The organism is Paenibacillus sanfengchensis (assembly GCF_036864765.1).
Classification (GTDB): Bacteria; Bacillota; Bacilli; order Paenibacillales; family Paenibacillaceae; genus Fontibacillus; species Fontibacillus sanfengchensis.
Map to the genome: position 1 here is coordinate 350,709 of NZ_JBAGJC010000003.1, position 19,849 is coordinate 370,557.

Annotated in this window: 19 protein-coding genes; 7 read left to right on the forward strand and 12 right to left on the reverse strand. The window is 52.3% G+C overall.

Features of this window, described 5'->3' with window-relative positions; translation table 11 throughout:
* Positions 1 to 199: 199 nt before the first annotated feature.
* Positions 200 to 661, reverse strand: coding sequence for a SprT family protein (locus V4U84_RS07845; protein WP_334073973.1), 462 nt, complete (start codon positions 659 to 661; stop codon positions 200 to 202).
* A 118-nt stretch (positions 662 to 779) separates the two neighbouring features.
* Between V4U84_RS07845 and V4U84_RS07850 the strand changes: the two genes are divergently transcribed.
* From V4U84_RS07850 to V4U84_RS07860, 3 genes are all read left to right on the forward strand, one after another.
* Positions 780 to 1,133: a hydrolase/acyltransferase gene (locus V4U84_RS07850; protein WP_334073668.1), complete on the forward strand. Its 354-nt coding sequence runs from the start codon at positions 780 to 782 to the stop codon at positions 1,131 to 1,133.
* Between the two features lie 83 nt (positions 1,134 to 1,216).
* The gene (gene cmpA / locus V4U84_RS07855) at positions 1,217 to 1,354 is read left to right on the forward strand and encodes a cortex morphogenetic protein CmpA (RefSeq protein WP_334073972.1); all 138 of its coding nucleotides are present in this window, start codon (positions 1,217 to 1,219) and stop codon (positions 1,352 to 1,354) included.
* 364 nt (positions 1,355 to 1,718) lie between these two features.
* Positions 1,719 to 2,402 (forward strand): Crp/Fnr family transcriptional regulator, encoded by a 684-nt coding sequence (locus tag V4U84_RS07860; RefSeq protein WP_334073667.1) that lies wholly within the window; start codon positions 1,719 to 1,721, stop codon positions 2,400 to 2,402.
* Between the two features lie 104 nt (positions 2,403 to 2,506).
* Here the strand turns inward: V4U84_RS07860 and V4U84_RS07865 are convergent, their stop codons facing one another.
* Positions 2,507 to 4,798, reverse strand: a complete 2,292-nt coding sequence (locus V4U84_RS07865) for a Tex family protein (protein WP_416367226.1) — start codon at positions 4,796 to 4,798, stop codon at positions 2,507 to 2,509.
* Between the two features lie 75 nt (positions 4,799 to 4,873).
* The gene (locus V4U84_RS07870) at positions 4,874 to 5,230 is read right to left on the reverse strand and encodes a DUF4190 domain-containing protein (protein ID WP_334073665.1); all 357 of its coding nucleotides are present in this window, start codon (positions 5,228 to 5,230) and stop codon (positions 4,874 to 4,876) included.
* Positions 5,231 to 5,497: 267 nt separating this feature from the next.
* On the opposite strand from V4U84_RS07870, the gene V4U84_RS07875 reads away from it, so the two are divergent.
* From V4U84_RS07875 to V4U84_RS07885, 3 genes are read left to right on the forward strand one after another with little or no spacing between them, the layout of a single operon-like run.
* The gene (locus V4U84_RS07875) at positions 5,498 to 6,811 is read left to right on the forward strand and encodes an efflux RND transporter periplasmic adaptor subunit (protein ID WP_334073664.1); all 1,314 of its coding nucleotides are present in this window, start codon (positions 5,498 to 5,500) and stop codon (positions 6,809 to 6,811) included.
* Positions 6,811 to 7,509 (forward strand): ABC transporter ATP-binding protein, encoded by a 699-nt coding sequence (locus V4U84_RS07880; RefSeq protein ID WP_334073971.1) that lies wholly within the window; start codon positions 6,811 to 6,813, stop codon positions 7,507 to 7,509. The genes V4U84_RS07875 and V4U84_RS07880 overlap by 1 nt, the downstream gene beginning before the upstream one ends.
* On the forward strand, positions 7,506 to 8,678 hold the full coding sequence (locus tag V4U84_RS07885) for an ABC transporter permease (protein WP_334073663.1): 1,173 nt from the start codon (positions 7,506 to 7,508) through the stop codon (positions 8,676 to 8,678). Before V4U84_RS07880 ends, V4U84_RS07885 begins: the two co-directional genes overlap by 4 nt.
* Positions 8,679 to 8,907: 229 nt before the next feature.
* Here V4U84_RS07885 and V4U84_RS07890 read toward each other — a convergent pair whose 3' ends face one another.
* The 6 genes from V4U84_RS07890 to V4U84_RS07915 all read right to left on the reverse strand — a co-directional run bounded on the left by V4U84_RS07890 (position 8,908) and on the right by V4U84_RS07915 (position 13,545).
* The gene (locus V4U84_RS07890) at positions 8,908 to 9,258 is read right to left on the reverse strand and encodes a type II toxin-antitoxin system PemK/MazF family toxin (protein ID WP_148450793.1); all 351 of its coding nucleotides are present in this window, start codon (positions 9,256 to 9,258) and stop codon (positions 8,908 to 8,910) included.
* A gap of 3 nt (positions 9,259 to 9,261) precedes the next feature.
* Positions 9,262 to 9,543, reverse strand: coding sequence for a CopG family ribbon-helix-helix protein (locus V4U84_RS07895; protein ID WP_148450794.1), 282 nt, complete (start codon positions 9,541 to 9,543; stop codon positions 9,262 to 9,264).
* A gap of 254 nt (positions 9,544 to 9,797) precedes the next feature.
* Positions 9,798 to 10,982 (reverse strand): alanine racemase, encoded by a 1,185-nt coding sequence (gene alr, locus V4U84_RS07900; RefSeq protein ID WP_334077012.1) that lies wholly within the window; start codon positions 10,980 to 10,982, stop codon positions 9,798 to 9,800.
* Between the two features lie 178 nt (positions 10,983 to 11,160).
* The gene (locus V4U84_RS07905) at positions 11,161 to 12,291 is read right to left on the reverse strand and encodes an outer membrane lipoprotein-sorting protein (RefSeq protein ID WP_334077013.1); all 1,131 of its coding nucleotides are present in this window, start codon (positions 12,289 to 12,291) and stop codon (positions 11,161 to 11,163) included.
* 313 nt (positions 12,292 to 12,604) lie between these two features.
* Positions 12,605 to 12,871 (reverse strand): hypothetical protein, encoded by a 267-nt coding sequence (locus V4U84_RS07910; RefSeq protein ID WP_334073660.1) that lies wholly within the window; start codon positions 12,869 to 12,871, stop codon positions 12,605 to 12,607.
* An 80-nt stretch (positions 12,872 to 12,951) separates the two neighbouring features.
* On the reverse strand, positions 12,952 to 13,545 hold the full coding sequence (locus V4U84_RS07915; protein ID WP_334077014.1) for a TetR/AcrR family transcriptional regulator: 594 nt from the start codon (positions 13,543 to 13,545) through the stop codon (positions 12,952 to 12,954).
* Positions 13,546 to 13,646: 101 nt separating this feature from the next.
* Between V4U84_RS07915 and V4U84_RS07920 the strand changes: the two genes are divergently transcribed.
* A complete protein-coding gene (locus tag V4U84_RS07920; protein ID WP_334073658.1) occupies positions 13,647 to 14,186 on the forward strand; it encodes a hypothetical protein in 540 nt (179 codons plus the stop codon).
* Between the two features lie 307 nt (positions 14,187 to 14,493).
* Here V4U84_RS07920 and V4U84_RS07925 read toward each other — a convergent pair whose 3' ends face one another.
* The 3 genes from V4U84_RS07925 to V4U84_RS07935 form a co-directional block, all read right to left on the reverse strand.
* Entirely contained in the window at positions 14,494 to 15,723 is a 1,230-nt protein-coding gene (locus V4U84_RS07925) for an MDR family MFS transporter (RefSeq protein ID WP_334073970.1), read from the reverse strand.
* 582 nt (positions 15,724 to 16,305) lie between these two features.
* A complete protein-coding gene (locus V4U84_RS07930; RefSeq protein WP_334077015.1) occupies positions 16,306 to 18,081 on the reverse strand; it encodes a sensor histidine kinase in 1,776 nt (591 codons plus the stop codon).
* A 17-nt stretch (positions 18,082 to 18,098) separates the two neighbouring features.
* A complete protein-coding gene (locus tag V4U84_RS07935) occupies positions 18,099 to 19,676 on the reverse strand; it encodes a response regulator (protein ID WP_334073656.1) in 1,578 nt (525 codons plus the stop codon).
* Positions 19,677 to 19,849 lie beyond the last annotated feature (173 nt).

Here is a 19,849-nt window from a genome sequence, read left to right on the forward strand (position 1 = left end):
TTTTTGCTTGTTGATGACATCCTGCTTCGTTTTTGTCTTTCGGGTTCTCAAATCCGCAAAAGCGAACGGGCTGCGCCCGAGTTCCGGGCTTCTTTTTCCCTCCCGAATCAGCTTCTGACGGATTTTTTTGGCTTTCGATTGGGCCATTCTTAGTTCACTCCTTAAATATATTGAGCTAAGTATAGCATAAGCATACCGCTTAAAGAACATTTAATCGCAGCACACCGGCGCATCTTCCGCATCTGTACCTGGCCGGATCGACCTTCCGCTTTCGCAGGTACTCCATCCCGCACTGAGAACAAATCAATTTATATCGATAAGGGAGAACTTTTCGCTTGGCGGCCCCGGGCAATCCCTGGCAGTAGCGGCTCCCGCCCACCCGTGTCAATAGACGCTTAAAATCGGGATCGCGATGCTTGTAACCTTTACCGGACAAATGCAAATGGTAATGGCACAGTTCGTGCTTAATAATCCGCTCAACTTCTTCCCTGCCGTGAACTTCCAACTGCGCGGGATTGATCTCGATATCATGCGATTTCATAAAATATCGCCCTCCGGTTGTCCGAAGCCGCCGGTTAAAGCTCGCCTGATGCCGAAATGGAAGGCCGAACGAATCGAGAGATATCTGTTCCACCCAGGTTTGCAGTTGTTCATTGGTCATCGGCTTGTCCTCTTTTCTGCCCAAAGTCGGGTTCCCCCATTCAAGGTTATCACTTGAATTTTAACTTCGCCTTACGCTACACTGTCAAGTAGGATACAACAAAAAGGAGATATCGTACATGGCCCTTATGAGATATGTCATTCTGCAGCAGGAACAGAATTTGTTATTTGTGGAAATGCCCCGGGATTATGCCTATCAACTCAGCGCGTTAAACCTGCGTTTGAATAAAGAAATCGACAAACTGACGGCCAGTAAGGTTCCTGCCCTGCCGATCGCGGTAGCGGAATGCGACAACCTGGATTTGCTGCAGGAATCGCTGCAGATTACAAGCGGACTGGATTATATCAATGACCTGGAAGCGGCTTTCTCGGCCATCCGCGAGGAAAATTACCCGCTGATCTCCCTTTTGACGGAAATCCGGGCATTACAAGCCCAGCTTGAACAGTGGTACGAGGAGGAAGGAATAGCCTGACGATTCCTTTCCGGCTGGACCTGCACGGTTTCCGGCGTTCTCCCATATGCTACCTACAAAGGGTGCCCGAGGAGGAGATCGTGTTGCCTAAATGGCTCAGCAACCAGATAATGCGCGCCTTTCACAAGCGCGACCGCCGACAGATTCGTTTGTTGAATGATTGCTGGTTTTTCTACTATAACCGCCGGGACGATAGCGGTACGGATCATGGCCTGCAATAAAGTCTATCTCCCCGCGAAGAACCATTTCGCAAAGCGAAAGCCCGCCAACATTGGCGGGCTTTGTTCTTGGTAACCGGTGCTGCTTCCCCCTACTCCACGCATGTATGCAGTACGTTAACCCTGTGATTCCAAGCACAGCCCGACCTAATATATCCCCAGGTTCCAGTAATTTGACATGAAACTCTTGCATAGCTTTCTACCCTTGTTCTATCAAAATAGAGGAATATGCCCGGTCGATGGCGAATTATTCCTATCGACAACATTAACAGGATTGCATCCCCAAATTTGTAGTGTGAACCACAAAATATGCAAAAAGTCTCGGTAGCAGTACTTTGATACCAAAGTAAAAGCAGGAGGAAAAACAGTGAAAAACCTGCAGTTTCTGCGTAATTTCCCTTTCTTTGAGCATCTGGAGGAAGCGGACCTGGAAAAAATCGTCCCGCTGTTCATGACCAGGACCTATGAAAAAGGAACACTACTTTTTCTGGAGAATGAGGATGGCGAAGAGTTATTTCTGATTCAATCGGGAGTCATCCATATTTATAGAAATGATGAGAACAGGGAGATTATTTTGGCGGTGCTCCGGGAAGGCGACTTTTTCGGGGAAATGGCCCTGTTGGAAAGCGGGCAGACCCGCTCGGCATCCGCCCGCACGAGCGAGAAGTCGGTGCTCTGCATTCTGAAGCGGCGGGACTTTGTCGAGATGCTGAAGGTAAACCCGCAGATTACGTTAAAAATATTGGGGACCGCGCTTACCCGGCTCCGCAAAGCCAACGAACAAATCCTTGATTTAACCCTGCTGGATGCCAGGGCAAGAATCGTTCGCACGCTGCTCCGTTTAATGGATGAGCATGGGCGCCGCAAAACGGACGGAATCCAAATCGGGCTAAAGCTGACCCATCAGCAAATTGCCGATATGTCCGGCACCGTGCGGGAGACCGTCACCAAAGTTATGCTGGACCTGCAAAACAGCGAATATATTTCCGTCGATAAGAAAATCGTGCTGGTGCGGGATCTTGATGGGTTGAAACAATCCGCCGGCCTGTAGCCGGCGCGTCAACATCTATCGCCTGTTAAACATATCGGGGAAGCTAACCATTGAATTATTTATAAAAAACCGGACAGCATGCGCTTGTCCGGTTTTTTTCATTTTTATTGAGCCGCCATATTGGGGTTCCGCATCGTAAGTCCGACGCGCCCCTTCTTCAAATCGACATTCAGTACCCACACGGTCACATTATCCCCTACGGATACGACATCCATCGGATGCTTGACATATCCTTCGCTGAGCTGTGAAATATGCACCAGCCCGTCGTTTTTGATCCCGATGTCCACGAAAGCGCCGAAATCGATGACATTGCGCACGGTCCCCTGCAGCTCCATGCCCGGCGTTAGGTCCTCGATTTTGAGCACATCGGTGCGGAAGATCGGCAGCGGCAGCTCTTCGCGCGGGTCGCGTCCCGGACGCTGAAGGCTGTCCAGGATATCGCGGAGCGTGGGAACCCCCACCTCAAGCCGGGCCGCCATCGCTTCCGCATCGACCGCCGCCAGTTTGGCGGCCAGCTCTTTGGAGCCGATTTGTCCCAAATCGACGCCCAGCTCCGCGAACAAGCGATTCACCACTTCATAGGACTCGGGATGAATCGGCGTTTTGTCCAGCGTATTCCGGCCGTCGCTGATCCGCAAAAACCCGATGCACTGCTCATACGTTTTGGCGCCGAGTCGCGGCACCTTTTGCAGTTGCTTCCGTTCGACGAACCGTCCGTTCTCTTCACGGAACTTGACGATATTCTTCGCCGTCGTCGCGTTAACCCCGGATACGTACGAGAGCAAAGACGGCGAAGCCGTATTGACGTCGACCCCTACATGGTTGACCGCCGATTCCACGACGGCGGTCAGGCTCTCGTCCAACTGCTTCTGGGAGACGTCATGCTGGTACTGCCCAACCCCGATCGCCTTCGGCTCGATCTTAACGAGCTCGGCCAGCGGGTCCTGCAGCCGCCGGGCAATCGAAACCGCGCTCCGCTCGGCCACATCCAGATCGGGGAATTCCTCCTGCGCCAGCTTGGATGCGGAGTAAACGCTGGCCCCGGCCTCATTGACAATCAAATAGGCCAGCTCCTTGTCTTTCCGTTCGGCGATCACCTCGGCGACGAACTGCTCCGTTTCGCGCGAGGCGGTCCCGTTGCCGATCACGATCAGCGAGACGGCGTACTTGTCGATCAGCTCGCTGAATTTGGCGGCCGCCTCCCGCTTCTTGTTGTTCGGCGGCGTCGGATACGTCACCGCGACCTCCAGCAGCTTGCCCGTGTCGTCGACCACGGCCAGCTTGCAGCCGGTCCGATAGGCCGGATCGACGCCGAGCACGCCTTTGCCGCGGACGGGCGGCTGCAGCAGCAGGCTGCGCAGGTTCCCGGCGAAAATGGAGATGGCCTGCTGCTCGGCCCGTTCCGTCAAGGCGCCGCGAACCTCGCGCTCGATCGAGGGCGCGATCAACCGCTTGTACGCGTCCTCAACGATGCTGCGAAGAATGCCGCTTACGGCGGAGTTTCCTTTAATCCAGCGCCCTGCGATGTAGCGGTGAATCGGCTCCGCATCCACCTCCAGCGTCACTTTAAGGACATCCTCCCGTTCCCCGCGGTTCATCGCGAGGATCCGGTGGGAAGGCATCTTCTTGGCGGGCTCCCGGTAATTGTAATACATCTCGTAAACAGATTCCGCCTCCGGCGATTTGGCCTCCGACACCATCATCCCATGATCCATCGTGTATTTGCGAACCCAGGCGCGGATCGCCGCCTCATCAGCTATCGTTTCGGCGACAATGTCCATTGCGCCCTGAAGCGCTTCTTCCGCCGTCTGGACGCCTAGGTCGGGATTCACGTATCGGCCTGCTTCGGTCAGCGCATCCCCCTGCTTGGGCTCGGATTTCAGCCATTCGGCCAGCGGTTCCAACCCTTTCTCTTTGGCGACACTCGCTCTCGTTTTGCGTTTTTGCCGGTAAGGACGATACAAATCCTCCACTTCCTGCAGCTTGACGGCTTTCCGGATCGACGCGGCCAATTCGTCCGTCAGCTTCCCTTGTTCGGCAATGATCCGCAGGACCTCCGTCTTCCTATCCTCCAGATTACGTAAATATTGCGTGCGTTCCTCAATCTCGCGTAGCTGGTTCTCATCCAGCTCTCCGGTCATTTCCTTCCGGTATCGGGCGATGAAGGGAATTGTGTTCCCTTCGTCCAGCAGCGAAATGGTCGTGCGCACCTGTTTCTGGGACAGCGAAAGCTCCTTGGCGACCTGCTGAACGATCAATTCGCGGTTCTTCTCTTTCCCGCTTTGTTCCTCTGCCTGGACGGCATCCGATTGCAATTGTGACAATAGAATCCCTCTTTCATTCAAAAAATGACTGTGTCTAGTATTATCACAGACTTCCCCGGTCTTTTCCACCATCAGATGAATACGCGGCCCCATAGAAAGCAAAAAACACCGTGGCTGGGTAAAGCCGCGATGTTCTCCGCGAATTCATTAAAAGTTGCTGTAAACATTTCCGCTACTCACCGATGCAAATGCAATGAGAGCGAAGACGAGAATCAATAAAATGATGCCGTACAAAGCGGTGCCGACGATGCCGCAGACCAGGCCGGCAATGGATAATCCCTTGCCCTGTTCCCCGGTCTTCTTCAATTCTTTGAATGACAAGCTGGCGAATACAATGGCCACAATCCCCAGGAGAAAGCCTATATAAGGAATCACGATGGACAAAATGCCCATGACGAGAGACGCGATCGATTTGCCGTTTGTTTTGGCGGGTACCGGCGGATAACCGGGCGGGTAATTGTTGAAAGTAGTGTATTGATACTGATCTTGCGGATTTTGATCCATGAAGAAGCCTCCTCAAAATTACTGCAGTGTTCGCATTGCTAGATCTCCTTGCTTGGGAAAAGCTTTCCTGCCCTCACATAAGCCCCAAAAAGTCCAGATAATAACATTGTACTCTATCCTCTGTTTTGGTGCCAACCTTATTTTTACACGATGATGAATACCATAAAGTAACTTTTCAGTCTTCTTTCAGCTTCACTTAAGAATAGATTCAACTTGAACCCTTAATATGAGGGATGCCCTAATATTAAGGAAAGCTGGAGTGATGGAATGAGAACAAAGAGATGGCTATGGATTGGGTTGGGGTTGGTTATCCTTGCCGCAGTCGCTATAATTGTTGTTTTTAACTTACCGGATAAAAAAATGGAATTGCCCGCCGCCGTCCAAAGCACGGCCAAGGCGTCTATCGGCGATATTGCCGTCAGCGTTTCCGGCTCCGGCTCGGTAATCTCCACGGATAGCGAAACGGTGCGGACCAAGGATGAAGGAAAAGTGAAAAAGGTTTTCGTCGAAGCCGGTAACGTCGTCAAAAAAGGACAGGTTCTGCTCACCTTCGAATCGAATGATCTCACCGAGAATCTCGAATCGCAGCAAAGAAACCTGAAGTCGCAGCAGTTGGATCTTCAGGACTTGCAGGAACAGTTTAAGCAAAAGGTCGCAGACGGCGGAACGGAAGAAGAGCTGACCTCCATAAAAAAATCGATAGCCAAGCAAGAGTTGAATATCCAAAGCACGGAAACAGAAATCGCCTCGATCCGGGAGGACATGGCAGCCCCGGAGCCGCTAACCTCTCCGATTGACGGAACCGTGACAAGCGTTAACATTACCGCCGGGGAACAAGCCAAAACCGGTACCGAGTTGTTCGTGATCAATAACTACCAGGACCTTAGCGTGGCGATTCAGGTGGATGAGCTGGATATCCCCAACGTGAAGCCGGGAATGAAGACCACCGTTCAAATTGATGCGTTGCCCGATCAGACCTTTGAAGGCGAGGTTTCGGAGATTGCCGACGAGGGTGTCGCCTCCAATGGAGTCTCCTTGTTTGACGTAACGATTAAGCTTCTGAAGGCCGAGGGGATTCGTGTCGGAATGTCCGCGGAAGCTACAGTTATTCTTGAGGAAAAAAAGGATGTATTGACGCTTCCCATTGAAGCGGTTCAACAGCGGGGTGAAAAATACATAGTCCTTCTTCCTTCTGCCTCCCCGGCCGCCGGAAGTACCGAACAGGAACAGACGAAGACAGCCGAGCCGGCGGATTCCGCATCACCGTCCGGCAGAAAGGCGGGCGCTCCGGCAAATGGCAATATGAAGGAGATTGAGGTCGGGGCGCACAACGAAACCTTGATTGAGATCGTCAGCGGCTTGAACGAAGGGGACGAAGTCGTAATTCCTACCGTACGGTCATCCGGCAATTCGACAGCCAACCAGCAAGGAGCTATCCCCGCCGGCGGGATGGAGGGTTTCGGAAACGGTGGCGGACAAATGCCCGGAGGGGGCGGCATGGGCGTAATGCCTGGCGGCGGAGGCGGGATGCCTCGTGGCGGCGCTTCGAGCAGCGGGGGCGGCGGAGGTGGAAGGGAATGATGACTTCGCCGCAACCGCTGATCGAGGTGGAGCGTTTGAGCCACGGCTACATCATGGCGGGGGAGAGAATGCCGGTTTTGCAAAATATCTCCTTTCGCATTCATGACGGTGAATTCGTAGCCATTATAGGTCCGTCCGGCTCCGGAAAATCGACCCTTATGAACATGCTGGGCTGTCTGGATGTCGCCGATGAGGGACATTACATCCTGGACGGGCAGGACGTCCGGAAGTTATCCGATAACAAATTGGCGCAAATCCGCAATGAAAAAATCGGTTTTATCTTTCAGCAATATAATTTGCTGCCGAAGCTCTCGGCCTATGAAAATGTGGAGCTGCCTCTTGTTTATCGGAACATGCCGCACCGGGAAAGAAAAAAGGCGGTCGAGGCATCACTGCAATTGGTCGGCCTGGAGAACCGGATGCATAACCGCCCCTCCGCTCTATCCGGCGGTCAGCAGCAGCGAGTCGCCATCGCCCGCGCCATCGCGGGAAATCCCCCGATCTTGTTGGCCGACGAGCCTACGGGCGCGCTCGACAGCAAAACCGGTGCCGAAGTGATGGAGACTATAAAAAATTTAAACCGGAAGGGACATACCATCATTATTATCACGCATGACCTTTCCATCGCGGAGCAGGCGAAGCGGGTCATCCGGATCATGGACGGCAAGATCGTCGAGGATCGGGGGGCTGCGGTGTGAACCTGTACCAAAGCATCAAAATGGCCCTAAAAAGCATACTCGGGAACAAAGTCAGGTCATTTCTGACGATGTTGGGCATTATTATAGGTGTATCATCCGTGATCACCCTGGTTTCCGTCGGTCAGGGCACCACTTCCTCGATCACCGAACAGTTGGAGGGACTCGGAACCGATCTGCTCACCGTAAATATCATGGGCCGGGGGGCGACGACTTCCCTAACCTACGAGGAGGTCAAGAGTCTGACCGGGATCGAAGGCATTAAGACGGTTTCTCCGGTCATTAACGGCTCCGCTACCGTAAAAAAGGGAACGACCAACGATACGTATACAATTGAAGGAATAACCCCTTCCTACGAGGACGTTAAAGACTTCCACGTTCAGGCGGGCCGTTATATACTCGATATCGATAATGAATACCGGATGAAAGTGGCGCTGATCGGCACAGAAGTGGCCGCCGATTTCTTCGGAACCGACGATCCGGTCGGACAAACGCTGCAATTAAACGGCTCGAGCTTTACCGTTGTCGGGCTTTTGGAATCGATCGGCACCAGCGCGACCGAGTCCAATGACGACAAAATTCTGATTCCTATCACGACGGCGGAGCGATTTATGCAAACCCGGGGCATCCGTTCGATCACGGTTCAGGCCGAATCGACCGACCTGGTCGAGCGGACGCAGACCCGGCTAGAAGCGTGGCTGGACGAAAAGTTCAAGTCTGCCGAGAACGCCTACACGATTTTCAATGCCCAGGAAATGATGGATACGTTGAACTCGACCACGCAGATGCTGTCCATGGCGCTCGGCGGGATCGCCGGGATCTCCCTACTCGTAGGCGGAATCGGAATTATGAATATCATGCTCGTGTCCGTGAGCGAACGGACGCGGGAAATCGGAGTCAGGAAAGCGATCGGGGCGAAAAAACGGAACATCCTGCTGCAGTTCATGATCGAGTCCACCGCCCTGAGCAGCTTCGGGGGCTTGATTGGCGTAGGCATCGGATACGGGGCTTGCGCTTTGATCAGTGCTTATTCGACATTGAGCGCCAACGTTTCGGTCGCCGTTGTGCTCGTATCCTTTGGCTTCTCCTTATTCATCGGCGTCGTTTTCGGCATGATTCCGGCCAATAAAGCCGCCAAGTTGAGACCGATCTATGCGCTTCGGACCGATTAATCGAACGATAAGGATAATGCTGTACGTACACATCAATAAAGCGGTGGTTTCTCCTTACCGGATGAAACCACCGCTTTATTTTCGCTGAACATTTCGTTCACGCCGTAAGACGGATGCATGCAATCCACGAACACTGCGTCCATATTGTAGGATAAAAGTAAAAACGCCCCGAACGTTATGTTCGGAGCGTCCGACCCAAGCGGGAGAATCGTCTTCCCGCACGGTATGTTCAAAAGTCGATTAAGCCGAGACTGATAAGCAAAGCGTCGTTCACTTTCTTCATCGTCTCATCGTCCAAATGCGTTATTTTATCGGTTAATCTTTGTTTGTCAATCGTGCGGATCTGTTCCAGCAAAATAACGGAATCCCGATCAAACCCATGCGTTGCCGCCTCGATTTCGACATGTGTCGGCAGTTTCGCCTTTTGGATTTGTGCGGTAATGGCAGCAACGATCGCCGTCGGGCTGAATCGGTTGCCGATATCGTTCTGGATAATAAGCACCGGTCTCACCCCGCCTTGCTCAGAACCTACTACAGGGGAGAGGTCTGCAAAAAAAACGTCGCCGCGCTTAACGATCAATAGTTACACCCCGCTTACTAGGCGGTCCAGAGTGCTGTCTGCATCTTCCTCCGCATGGAATGCTTCAGAGGCCATGGACAGATTGATCTTAGCCATCTCCATATAGCCCCGCTGCATCGACTCGCGGATAAACCGCTTCTTCCGCTCGTTCAGATACAGCTTCATTGCCTGCCTGATCAGCTCGCTGCGATTGGAATTCTCCATCGCCACGATTCCATCCACTTCCTGCAAAAGATGATCCGGTAAACTAATCATGATCCTTTTGGTGTTATGCATATTGGCCATCTTTAACTTCCACCCCCAAAACCTTGTCGACCCTGATCCCTTGACCCTGTGATACAGTATAGCATTATCCAAGGAAATATATACAAAGAAAATATATGCCGCGAGTATATCAAGTATGCTGCATATCATTATAAACAAAAATGACATTACCGTACATACCTGATCATTTCCATGTTTACTCATTCGCTAGCCTAGGCATAAATTCCTTCACCTGGGAAAAAAGTTTTGTAGGTTTTTGTCGCCCTGTGTGATTTTTAGGTCGATAGAGGGTTGACCAGGACATCAGGTTCCCCTGTGCGGGTGTATAACCGCGGAACCCGATGAGCCAGCATGCATATCAGCTCGTAGTGGATAGTTCCAATCGCGGAGGCCAGTTCATCCGCGGATATTTGACCCCCGGATTGCTGACCGATGAGTACAACCTCCTCGCCGGCTTGGATTTCTTTGGCTTCATCGGCCAAAGGTTCTAGCGACACCATACATTGGTCCATACAGATTGTTCCGACAACAGGAACGCGGCGTCCGCGTATCAATACTTCCGCCTTGCCATCCAGCATGCGGGAATACCCGTCGGCATAACCGATCGGGAGCGTCCCGATCCGTTCCGCCCGTCTCGTCACATATTTCGCCCCGTAACTGACCGCGGAGGCCGGCGGCAGCGTTTTAACCCATACCACGGCGCTCTTCAGGGACAGGATCGGTTTAAGCTTCACGCTTTCATGACTGACTTGCTCGGACGGATATAGCCCGTATAAAGCGATGCCGACTCTTACCATTTGGCAAGAAAAGTCCGGTAAATCGATGGCGATGGCGCTGTTGCCCGTATGTATAATCGGGATTTGGATTCCAAGTTCCCCCAGGGCGGACACCACGTCCTGAAACCGCTGATACTGCTCCAATGTATAGCTTTTGTCTTTTTCATCCGCCGTAGCAAAGTGAGTAAACAGCCCCTCAACTTCCAACTGCGGCATTGCGAGCGCTTGACGAATGTAGGCAATCGCTCCTTCCCCGGGAAGCAAACCAAGGCGTCCCATACCGGAGTCGATCTTGATATGGACCTTTAGCTTATGCGGAAATTCGGAAGGTTCGAGCGCCGAGATCGCCTCAAGCACTTCTGCGCTGAATACATTCAGCGTAATGTCGTGCTCCCATGCAGTTCTTACGCCATGCGGAGGCGTGTATCCAAGTACGAGAATAGGCAGTTTGATCCCCGAACGCCGGAGTTCGAGCGCCTCATCCAAAAATGCTACGCTGAGGTAATCCGCTCCATAACGTTCAAGTTCGCGCGCGATCATGACGGCGCCGTGCCCGTAAGCGTTAGCTTTAACGCAGGCCAAGAACTTCATTCCGGCCGGCAGATTTCGCCGCAGCTCCGTGTAATTGGAATACAGTGCATCCAGGTCTATAACTGCTTGGGTTGGCCGATACTTCACTTGCACTTTAAGTCACCTTCTCTAATGATTGAAAGTCCATGCTCAAACAATACACTAATCGTAATGTTCCCGGGAGCGGCTGTCAAATCTATCGGAAGGCGAAATGAAGAAAGAGGCGAATAGACGGGTCAGGGTAACTTTTTCCATCTCCCCAACAGCCGAAAATCCGCCTGCTACTATTTCCTTATTTACCCGATTGATCCTGCATAGAAGCGGCGATTTTCACCATCTCCGACACAGGCAAATTGTCGCTGGTAATCCGGAATTCCAACCCGTCCACGGTCCATGTCAAGGTTTGAAGTTCTTCGCCGGTGAGAAGCCCGGCCGTAAACCCGAGATCGATCACTTCGCCCGGGACGAGAGATGTCGTACGATCGGGAGACCGGGATTCGGAAAGCGTAAATTGGTATGCACCGTCATAACGCAGCAGCACCATGCTCCGCTCGCTGTCCTCCACAATCTTATCGTCCTGAGGCACAACACCGTCAGGCAGGTAGGTGGGGATAATGACTCCAAACGGATCGGACAACGCCGGAAGCGCCTTCTCCGCCGTTCCGTCTCCAGCTTCCCCTGCGGCCGCATCCGTTGAAGGCTGGTTGTCCTCGGCCTTCTCCTCGGGAGTCTTTTCCACCAACATCCCGTTCTGATCCACTTCCAGCAGTGTTCCTTGAGCGTCCTTAGCCGCGGTATCCAAGTTATGCTGCATATCGAAAGAATTGCTGTCGAATTTGGTGTTAAAATCGAACTTGTCGAATTTGACCTCGACGACGACCTTCGCCTGGGCATCGGAAACCTGCACCTGTTTCGGAGCGTAGTTCTCCTTCGCCAACCAGATTTTTTGCCGTACGAGAGCATGCGTATTGTAGTTGGCGGCCACTTCAAATACATAGTCTTCCTTATCGGCGACGAATTGACGCGCGTTGTCGCTCAGAATGCTGCGCACCAAGGTTTGGTACAAGTACACCTGACCCTGGTTTTCCGGCCAATCGCTTTGAAACCGGAAGCTCTTGTTCAAGCTGGGCGTAAGGACGTATACTCCCTGCTCGTTCCGAAGCACGATCTGGGTCACATCCTTTTCCGCATTGGTGAGGGCGATCCGGTAAAAGGACGGGTTTTGGTACCACACCTCGACCTTGTACTCCTGGGGCTTGTCACCGGTAAACAGTGTCATGGTCCCCGAACCCTGATAACTTTCCAATTTGGTAACCACTTTGTCCAAATCCTTGACGACGCCGGCGGCATCTTTTTTCCCGCATGCGGCAAGTACGATGCTTACTACGATTAATATCGTCAGCATCCTTGCGATCCGACGCATGAGATCATCCCCTCTGCAGTTTGATTTCCTAAACTGATACATGTCTATGAGAGAACTTGGCCGATTATGCAGACGAGTTCCGGCTTGGCCTGCCGCCGCGCACACACGCTAAGATAGCTTGACGGTCCGCGGCGGCTATCGACCGGGGCTCCATCGACCGGGGTGGCCACCACCCGCAGCGGCCCCGCGGCCTAACCGGACGCTATAGTCTGCCTCAAAGAGTGTGAGTTGGCCGATCGGACACTAAACTCGTTTATCGATGCAAAGCCCCGGCCGAAAATGAACCCGGCCGGGGCTTTGCAAACCACTAAATTTATAACCTGCCTAATCTCCTGCGTCTTGGTCTTCCTTCCAGCAGCAATATCGCCAGCAAATCAAACAGAACCAGTGGCAAAATGACCGGAGCGAAAGTGGCATGGGCCTTACTGCCCTTGGGATGGACCGATTTCGTTCTCAAGTACAGCTTGCCGCCCTTCACCTTTTCGACAGTGCCGTATAAAACCGCTCCGGTTCTGGTTTTAATCCGCACCCGTTTCCCGACATAGCTGCGGGCTCGTTTCGTTATTGCCGATAGCGTCAAGGTTCTTCACCTCCTCCGGATCTCGACACAGTATACGCGTCAGACCGGAAGAAGGCCTGGGCCACAGATTAGACAATTCGCTAGGATGGGAACAGGCAGACGGACGATAGATGGCTTTCCAGTATGGCTTTAATTTTGTCCCGATCCAGCCTGCCGGGCTCCAGCATGGCATGCAGCGCCAAACCGTCCACCAAAGCGTAAAGCTTCTCAATCTCAAGCTCCAGGTGAATATCCGGCTTTAGTGAATTCCACTCCTGCAGCTGCAGAAAAATAAGCCGGATCATATTCCGGATTCCGTCGTAACCCACATCAAACCGCTCCCTCTGATGGCTGCAATGAGCTGTAAATACAAACCACACCTCCATTTCCGCCCTCGTTTGCTCATCCGTGGGTACAATTTCCAGCAGCATCCCCAGCACCTTCTCCTTCGGAGGCAGGTCCTGGTTGGCAATGAACAAGATGCGCTCGCCCGCCCTTTCCTTTACCAAATTCATGGCGTAGCGAAGCAAGCTCTCCTGGGAGGTAAAATCGTTCCTGAGCGATCCCGGGGAAATTTCCGCTTCCCGAGCGATATTTCTCACGGTCGCCCCGCTCATTCCGTCCCTCAAGATTACCCGCCATGTCGCTTCGGCGATCACTTGTTTTCTTTGATCATGATCGATTTGTTTCGGCATAGTCTCATTTTATCAAAAAAAGTTCCCTGTGGACATTTATTTAGTACAGCTGTATTATAAAAAGAAAATTAAATTTTTTATTATTTTGGAAGGAGTAAGCAATGAATTTTGTAGCCTGGATGATCGTTGCCTGTGAAATTGCGTTTTGGGTTGTTATCGCAGCCGGTCTGATTACCCGTTATTTTTTGAAATTACCCAAGCTGGGCCTGATTCTCCTTGCCTTAACCCCTGTTGTGGATCTGGTTCTGTTGATAATTACCGGTCTGGACCTGTATCACGGAGCCACGGCCACCACCGCCCACGCCATCGCCGCCGTTTACATCGGCGTTTCCATCGCTTATGGCAAAAGCATGATCCAATGGGCCGACACCCGATTCCGTTACCACATCGCCAAGCAGCCGGATGCCAAACCCGTGAAGCGGTACGGCACGGATTTCGCCAAGCACTATTTGAAAGGGTATTTCCGGCATATTCTTGCGTTTCTCATCGGTGCCGGCCTCCTCGCGGGGCTGATTTACTGGATCGATGACCCGATTCGTACAGAAAAGCTAATGGGCGTTCTGCGGATGTGGGGAGTGGTTCTGGGGATAGACTTCCTAATTACCTGCAGCTACTTTATTTGGCCGAAACCGGCGAAATAAGCCCTCGTTATCCACGCAACGATAAAAAGCCCGCTGCCGATGTACCGGCAAGCGGGCAAATTTACGCTTTCTACGCTTTCTACGCTTTCTTGGTGTATACGATTCGTTTAATGCTCTCATGGGAGAGACAATAGAACTCCGCCAAGGCCTCGATGCTGCTGCCTCTCCGGAAGCGTCTGCGACATGGAGCTTATCGAGCACGAAATCGATAACCCCGATCATCTAAGTCCTCCTTTCCCTAAGGAAATACTGTGAAGCGAAAACATCACTAGCATCTCCCTAAATCTGGGAAAGGCAACTGCTTTCTTCACATTTCCGCTCCCTCTTGCCCCTTCGCCTCGGGCATATGTTTGCGGGCCAGAAGGAGGAACGGAAGACCGAAAGCTGTGGTCAAAGCGATAACGGCGAAGATCAGTACCGCGTGATTCGCCCCAAATCCGTCGAGCAAAATGCCTCCAAGCAAAGGAGCCAGCACATTCCCCAGATTATTGAAGCCAAACATCCCGAAATAGGTGCCTCTCAGTTCGGGGCTGGCAATCCGGTCCACCAACACATCCGTCATTGTGAACATCAGCACTTCTCCAATCGTAAACAACACAACGCCAAGCATCATCGTCCATATATAAGGGAAGAGGCCAAATATAAGCAGGCTGCAGGCGACGCATAAATTTCCCGCGATCAACGGCGCGATCGGCGAGAAACGGCTGGCGAAGCGGACGAGCGGATATTGGACGGTCAGCACGACCACCGCATTCAAGGACAGCATGTAGCCAAACCATTTCGCGCCGTCCGTGAAATGAGGGCCAAGCTCCAAATATTGGGCCAGTGTCGAGCTAAAGTGACCATAGCCCAGCACGCAAAAAATCATGCCGATCAGCACATAGACGAAAGTACGATCCTTGCCGGTAACCCGCAGCGCTTCGGTTAAGGTTAAAGCAGCCGTGCTTGGGCCGCTGGCCGTGCCGATATGTTTATGTCCGAGAAACTGAAGGACGAGAACCGCGCCATAGCAAAAATAAACGAGGCCCGCGATGTAAAAAACGCTCCCCGAATGCGAAGAACCCATCTGCAGCCCTAAAATCGGACCGGCCACCACGCCCAAATTGATAGCGGCATAGCGCAGGTTGAACACGAGCAGCTTGCTTTCCTGAGGGGTAATGTCGGCCAATAAGGCCCGCGAGGTCGGTTCAAACATGGCCCGGCAGAGCCCGTTCAGCGCGTTGATGATGAAGAACAGCCAGATTCGATCCGCGAGCGCAAAGCCCACAAAGACCAGCGCCCAGCCGAAAATGGAGATGAACAGCACTTTTTTTCTGCCGATCACATCCGATATGTATCCGCCGTAGAAGCTGGCAAAGACACCGATCAGCGAACTGACCGCAACGACGATGCCGGACTCAAACGGGGTTGCGCCCAGCCTGCCGATCAAATAAATGGAGAGAAAGGGAACGCTCATTGAGGTTGCCATGCGGCCGAAAATCGTCCCAACAATAATAGTCCAGGATAACGGATGAATCTGTCTAAGGTTCGCGTTCATACACTGTTTGCCTTTCTTGTTGCTCAATTTTCCAATTTCTCCGGGAAGAAACTATTGGACTATTAAACCCGAGAAGTCATTTTCTGTCAAGGCAGAACAGGCAATAACTCGGCCATGAAGAGCCATCCCAAACAAAAAAACCAAGACCGGCCGTTTCCTCGAAAACGGCAGCCTTGGGCAGGGGGAACATATGATTTAGATCAATCTCGGCAAAGACAGCCGCTTTGACTCGGAAGTCTGGCGTTCCCGGTTACTTTTCATTTTTTCCTGCAATATCTCCTGAAAGCTGAGCGCGGAATCCTTACCCTCGCTTTTCTTGGCCTGATTCACCACTGAGGTTCTCTGATATTGAGGATGGTAGGGTACCGGGCTATGTACGCTGCTGAGAATCATATCGTAAACTCCTTTATGAATAAGGTTCCGGCAATCCTGCTATGATTCGGATTACCATGGATCATTTACCCGCTTCCCCGGAGTTACAAACGTTTTTTCCATAAAACAGGAAGATAGTTTCAGTTTTAGGACCATGGCCTTGCGGACAAAACAATGTAGGTTTACCGAAATCCCCCCTCGTCTTTGGTCCTAGTCCACCCGCCTTTGTGCGGGAATAACGACCTGGACGGTGGTGCCAATCCCAATACGGCTTCCTATTGTAACGCCGTAGGGAGCCCCGAAATGGAGCTGAATCCGGCTATGCACATTCCGGATGCCAAAACCGGTATTCAGCCCTTCCACCGGATCGAATATTTGCGCAATCCGCCCCGGAGACATGCCGATCCCGTCATCAATGATCTTAAATACGATACGCTCCCCTTCCAGACGGCCCGAGATCCGAAGATGGATAGAGCTTCCGAACCAGGCGTGCTCCAGAACATTTTCGATAAAAGGCTGCAAAATCAGTTTTACGGTAACGAAGTTCAGAATCCCCGGATCGATATCATAAAAGACATGGACGGCATCGCCGAATTTCGTCGTCTGAATGTTCATATAAGCCCTCACTTGTTCCAATTCGCTGTGGACCGGGATCACTGTCCTCCCCTCATTAAGGGAAAGGCGGTAAAACTTCGCCAAATCCAGCACCATCCGCTGGAGCTTGTCAATCTCGCCGAATTGGGCCAGGCGGCTGATGGAAGACAACGTATTGTACAAAAAGTGCGGATTGATCTGGGCCTGCAGCGATTCGAGCTCGGCCTCCTTTTTCTCGATCTGCGTCATGTATACCTGCTCGATCAACTGGTCGATATTTTGGCCCATCTCATTTAATGCGTTGGCGATCTGGGAAAATTCATCCTTGCCCCGGTACCCCATCCGTTTATGCAGCTCCCCTTCGCGAAAAGCGTTCAGCACGAACACGATTTTGTTCATCCGGATCGAGAAATAGCGCGAGATAAACATCCCGGCAAAGGTAAATACGATAAGGCACAGCAGGCAGATCAGAATAACGAACACGCGCACCTTTGCGGCATCCCGTTCCATAATCGTAAGCGGGACATAGGCCGCCAGTTCCCAGCCCTGCCTGCCGACCGATTCCCGGATCGTCAGAAACTCGCTCCCGCTCCCGTTTGCATGGGAACCGCCGCCATCCCCTCCGGGAATTATTCCGGAACGGTGCAGCACCGCTCCGGTTTCATCCCTGATGATGAGGCCGCTGCCATCGCCGATTTTTTTGTAATCCAGCCCCTGGAACAGTTCTTCCGTACTAACGCTGATCCGCATAAAACCGATTTCTGTCAAATCCAGCGGCCGTTGGCTGTCCACCAGGCGGCGCAGCAGGGAAATCCGGCTGAAATCCGCATCCCGCTCGACCTTCCTCCATAGCATCGTCTCCCCGTATTTTTCCGGCGGGAAATCCCGGTGCCAGGGCTTATTTTCAATGCGTTTCAAATGGTAAAGGTTGTAATTCCGCTCAAGCAGATCCGGATTTTCACGCTCAAAAGAGCCGTAATACACCTCCGGCAGTGTTTCGTTGGCCAGGAACAGATACATCGCGATATTCAGACCTGTCGCATTTACGGCGATAGCGATCTTCGGCTTGATGATTTTCGTCGTCCGCTCGTAGCTGTCCCACCCTTCTTCGAAGCTCCGCAGTTGGATAATCAGGGAATAATCGTCATACAGCATGGAGGAGACGCGCTCCACGTCCGCCATTTTGAATTCGATGTTATCCTTCATTTGTACCAGCGTCCCCTGGATGGAGTTTCTCGTCTGGTTCCGGATGGAATCCTGGTACATGGAATTCGAAAAATAGCCGATCGCAAGGACCGGCAAAATAATAAACACCATATATGTGATCATTAACTTATAGCCGAAAGGAATGTACTTCGGTTGATTTGGATTCGGATCCGCGGCCGGTTTCATGTTTTTTGTCCCCCCGTCTACTCGCGCTTTCGGCACTCCATCGGCGTCATGCCGAACGTTTCCTTGAACTGCCGACTGAAATACGGAATATACCGGTAGCCGACCTGGTCCGCCACTTCGTAAATTTTCAGGGACGGATTTTTGAGCAGCTCGCGGGCCCGTTCCATCCGCATACTGATCAGGGTTTCGCTGAAGCTTTTACCGACTTCTTCCTTGAACAGGTGCCCCAAATAGTTGGGCGAAAACGAAAACTGCTCGGCAATGTCCTTTAGCGTCAGGTTCTCCTGCATCCGCTCCCGCATCGTTCGCAAAATTTCACGGATCAGCCGGCTGTTTTTGGAGTTGGCCTTGATTCGCAGCATTTCCGAAATCTCAAATACTTTGCGGACCAGCCAAGAACGGATATCCCCGACTCTTTCGAATTTGAGCACCACATCCAGGCTGTGAAGCTCCATACCGAGCATTTCGAACAAATCCTCATCCAAGGCATGCAGATAATGATCCAGCTTAAAAACGATGTACATCGCCAGGTTATAAATCGTAAATTTCGAGCGGAGCGAGGTGACGGATTTGAACAGGTTCTCGATTTCATCGTGAATGAGCACCAAATCGTAATTGGCCATCGCCTTGAACAGCGCATCCAGCCTCAGATCCAAGGTTCGCGCATCGCTGAGCTCCGGGGCTTGCTGCACATCTTCATATTTAATGACCTGCCCCCTGCCGAAGAACATTTTCCCCTCCAGCGCCTCGAGCGCTTGCCTGTAGGATTCATGAATCCGGGAAAGATGCGGCACCTGCTCGCCCAGCCCGACCGTCAGGGAAAGGGATGCCTTGGCGTCCACCGCGCCGCACAGCTCATCGACGCAGGCTCGAAGCCCCTCACCATGCAACAGGATGCCGATCCGCTGCCGGGACAGCTTGCAGCTGTGCGTAAATCCATAGCTGAGCAACACCTCGTTGATCTGTTTCAAGCTCAGCTCCAAATTGCGCAGCGCCGCCTCTGCGATTCCCGGCTGCAGCCACTTCAAATCATCAAGCTCCAGCACGGCCGCCTGCAGCGGCGTACTTAGATGATCCACGCCAAAGGAAGCCGCAAGCTCGCTAAACTCCTCCGCCTTCGTAAGCGCCAGCTCGCCTTCCAGCAGGCGGGCAAGGAAGTCGTTCTTCGCCATCGGCTTGAGGTGATGGTATTGCTTTTCCGCTTCCCTGCGGCGTTCCTCGGCGGCCAGTTCCTCAGTGATCCGGCGCAGGGAGGAGATCAGTTCGTCGTCCTCCATCGGTTTTAACACGTAGCTGCAGGCCTTGAGGGATAGCGCCTGTTTCACATAGTTAAAATCCTGGTAACCGCTTACAAAAATTACTCGAACCTCCGGCCTTTTCTCGATCGCGATCCGGGCCAGTTCCAGCCCTGACATATTCGGCATGTTTACGTCCGTGACCAGGATGTCGACCGGCTCCCGCTCCATAACCTCACAGGCCGCAAAGCCGTTATTCACGGCACCGACAACCTGAAGACCCAGTTCGGACCAGGGGATAAACCGCTTCATCCCCTCCAAATCCAGCTGTTCGTCATCCGCCAGCAAAACTTTATACATGAGGCAACTCCTTTTTTCAGGGGAATCCATCCATAAACGTTATGCCCGAACTTGATTATTTAAGTTCATTGAGTCCAATTGATCCATATATATTGAACTATTGATTGGCATACTAGTGCCTCACTCCAAATTATAATTGAAGCAGCGGATTCTCATTTTCTCCTACTACGATG

Bases quoted from the DNA above. Each gene is read 5' to 3' on its own strand.
- V4U84_RS07925 (WP_334073970.1), bottom strand. From the start codon at position 15,723: ATGAACGCGAACCTTAGACAGATTCATCCGTTATCCTGGACTATTATT.
- V4U84_RS07920 (WP_334073658.1), top strand. From the start codon at position 13,647: ATGAATTTTGTAGCCTGGATGATCGTTGCCTGTGAAATTGCGTTTTGG.
- V4U84_RS07875 (WP_334073664.1), top strand. From the start codon at position 5,498: ATGAGAACAAAGAGATGGCTATGGATTGGGTTGGGGTTGGTTATCCTT.
- V4U84_RS07895 (WP_148450794.1), bottom strand. From the start codon at position 9,543: ATGGCCAATATGCATAACACCAAAAGGATCATGATTAGTTTACCGGAT.
- V4U84_RS07935 (WP_334073656.1), bottom strand. From the start codon at position 19,676: ATGTATAAAGTTTTGCTGGCGGATGACGAACAGCTGGATTTGGAGGGG.
- V4U84_RS07865 (WP_416367226.1), bottom strand. From the start codon at position 4,798: ATGGTGGAAAAGACCGGGGAAGTCTGTGATAATACTAGACACAGTCAT.
- V4U84_RS07845 (WP_334073973.1), bottom strand. From the start codon at position 661: ATGACCAATGAACAACTGCAAACCTGGGTGGAACAGATATCTCTCGAT.
- V4U84_RS07850 (WP_334073668.1), top strand. From the start codon at position 780: ATGGCCCTTATGAGATATGTCATTCTGCAGCAGGAACAGAATTTGTTA.
- V4U84_RS07870 (WP_334073665.1), bottom strand. From the start codon at position 5,230: ATGGATCAAAATCCGCAAGATCAGTATCAATACACTACTTTCAACAAT.
- V4U84_RS07880 (WP_334073971.1), top strand. From the start codon at position 6,811: ATGACTTCGCCGCAACCGCTGATCGAGGTGGAGCGTTTGAGCCACGGC.
- V4U84_RS07915 (WP_334077014.1), bottom strand. From the start codon at position 13,545: ATGCCGAAACAAATCGATCATGATCAAAGAAAACAAGTGATCGCCGAA.
- V4U84_RS07905 (WP_334077013.1), bottom strand. From the start codon at position 12,291: ATGCGTCGGATCGCAAGGATGCTGACGATATTAATCGTAGTAAGCATC.
- V4U84_RS07930 (WP_334077015.1), bottom strand. From the start codon at position 18,081: ATGAAACCGGCCGCGGATCCGAATCCAAATCAACCGAAGTACATTCCT.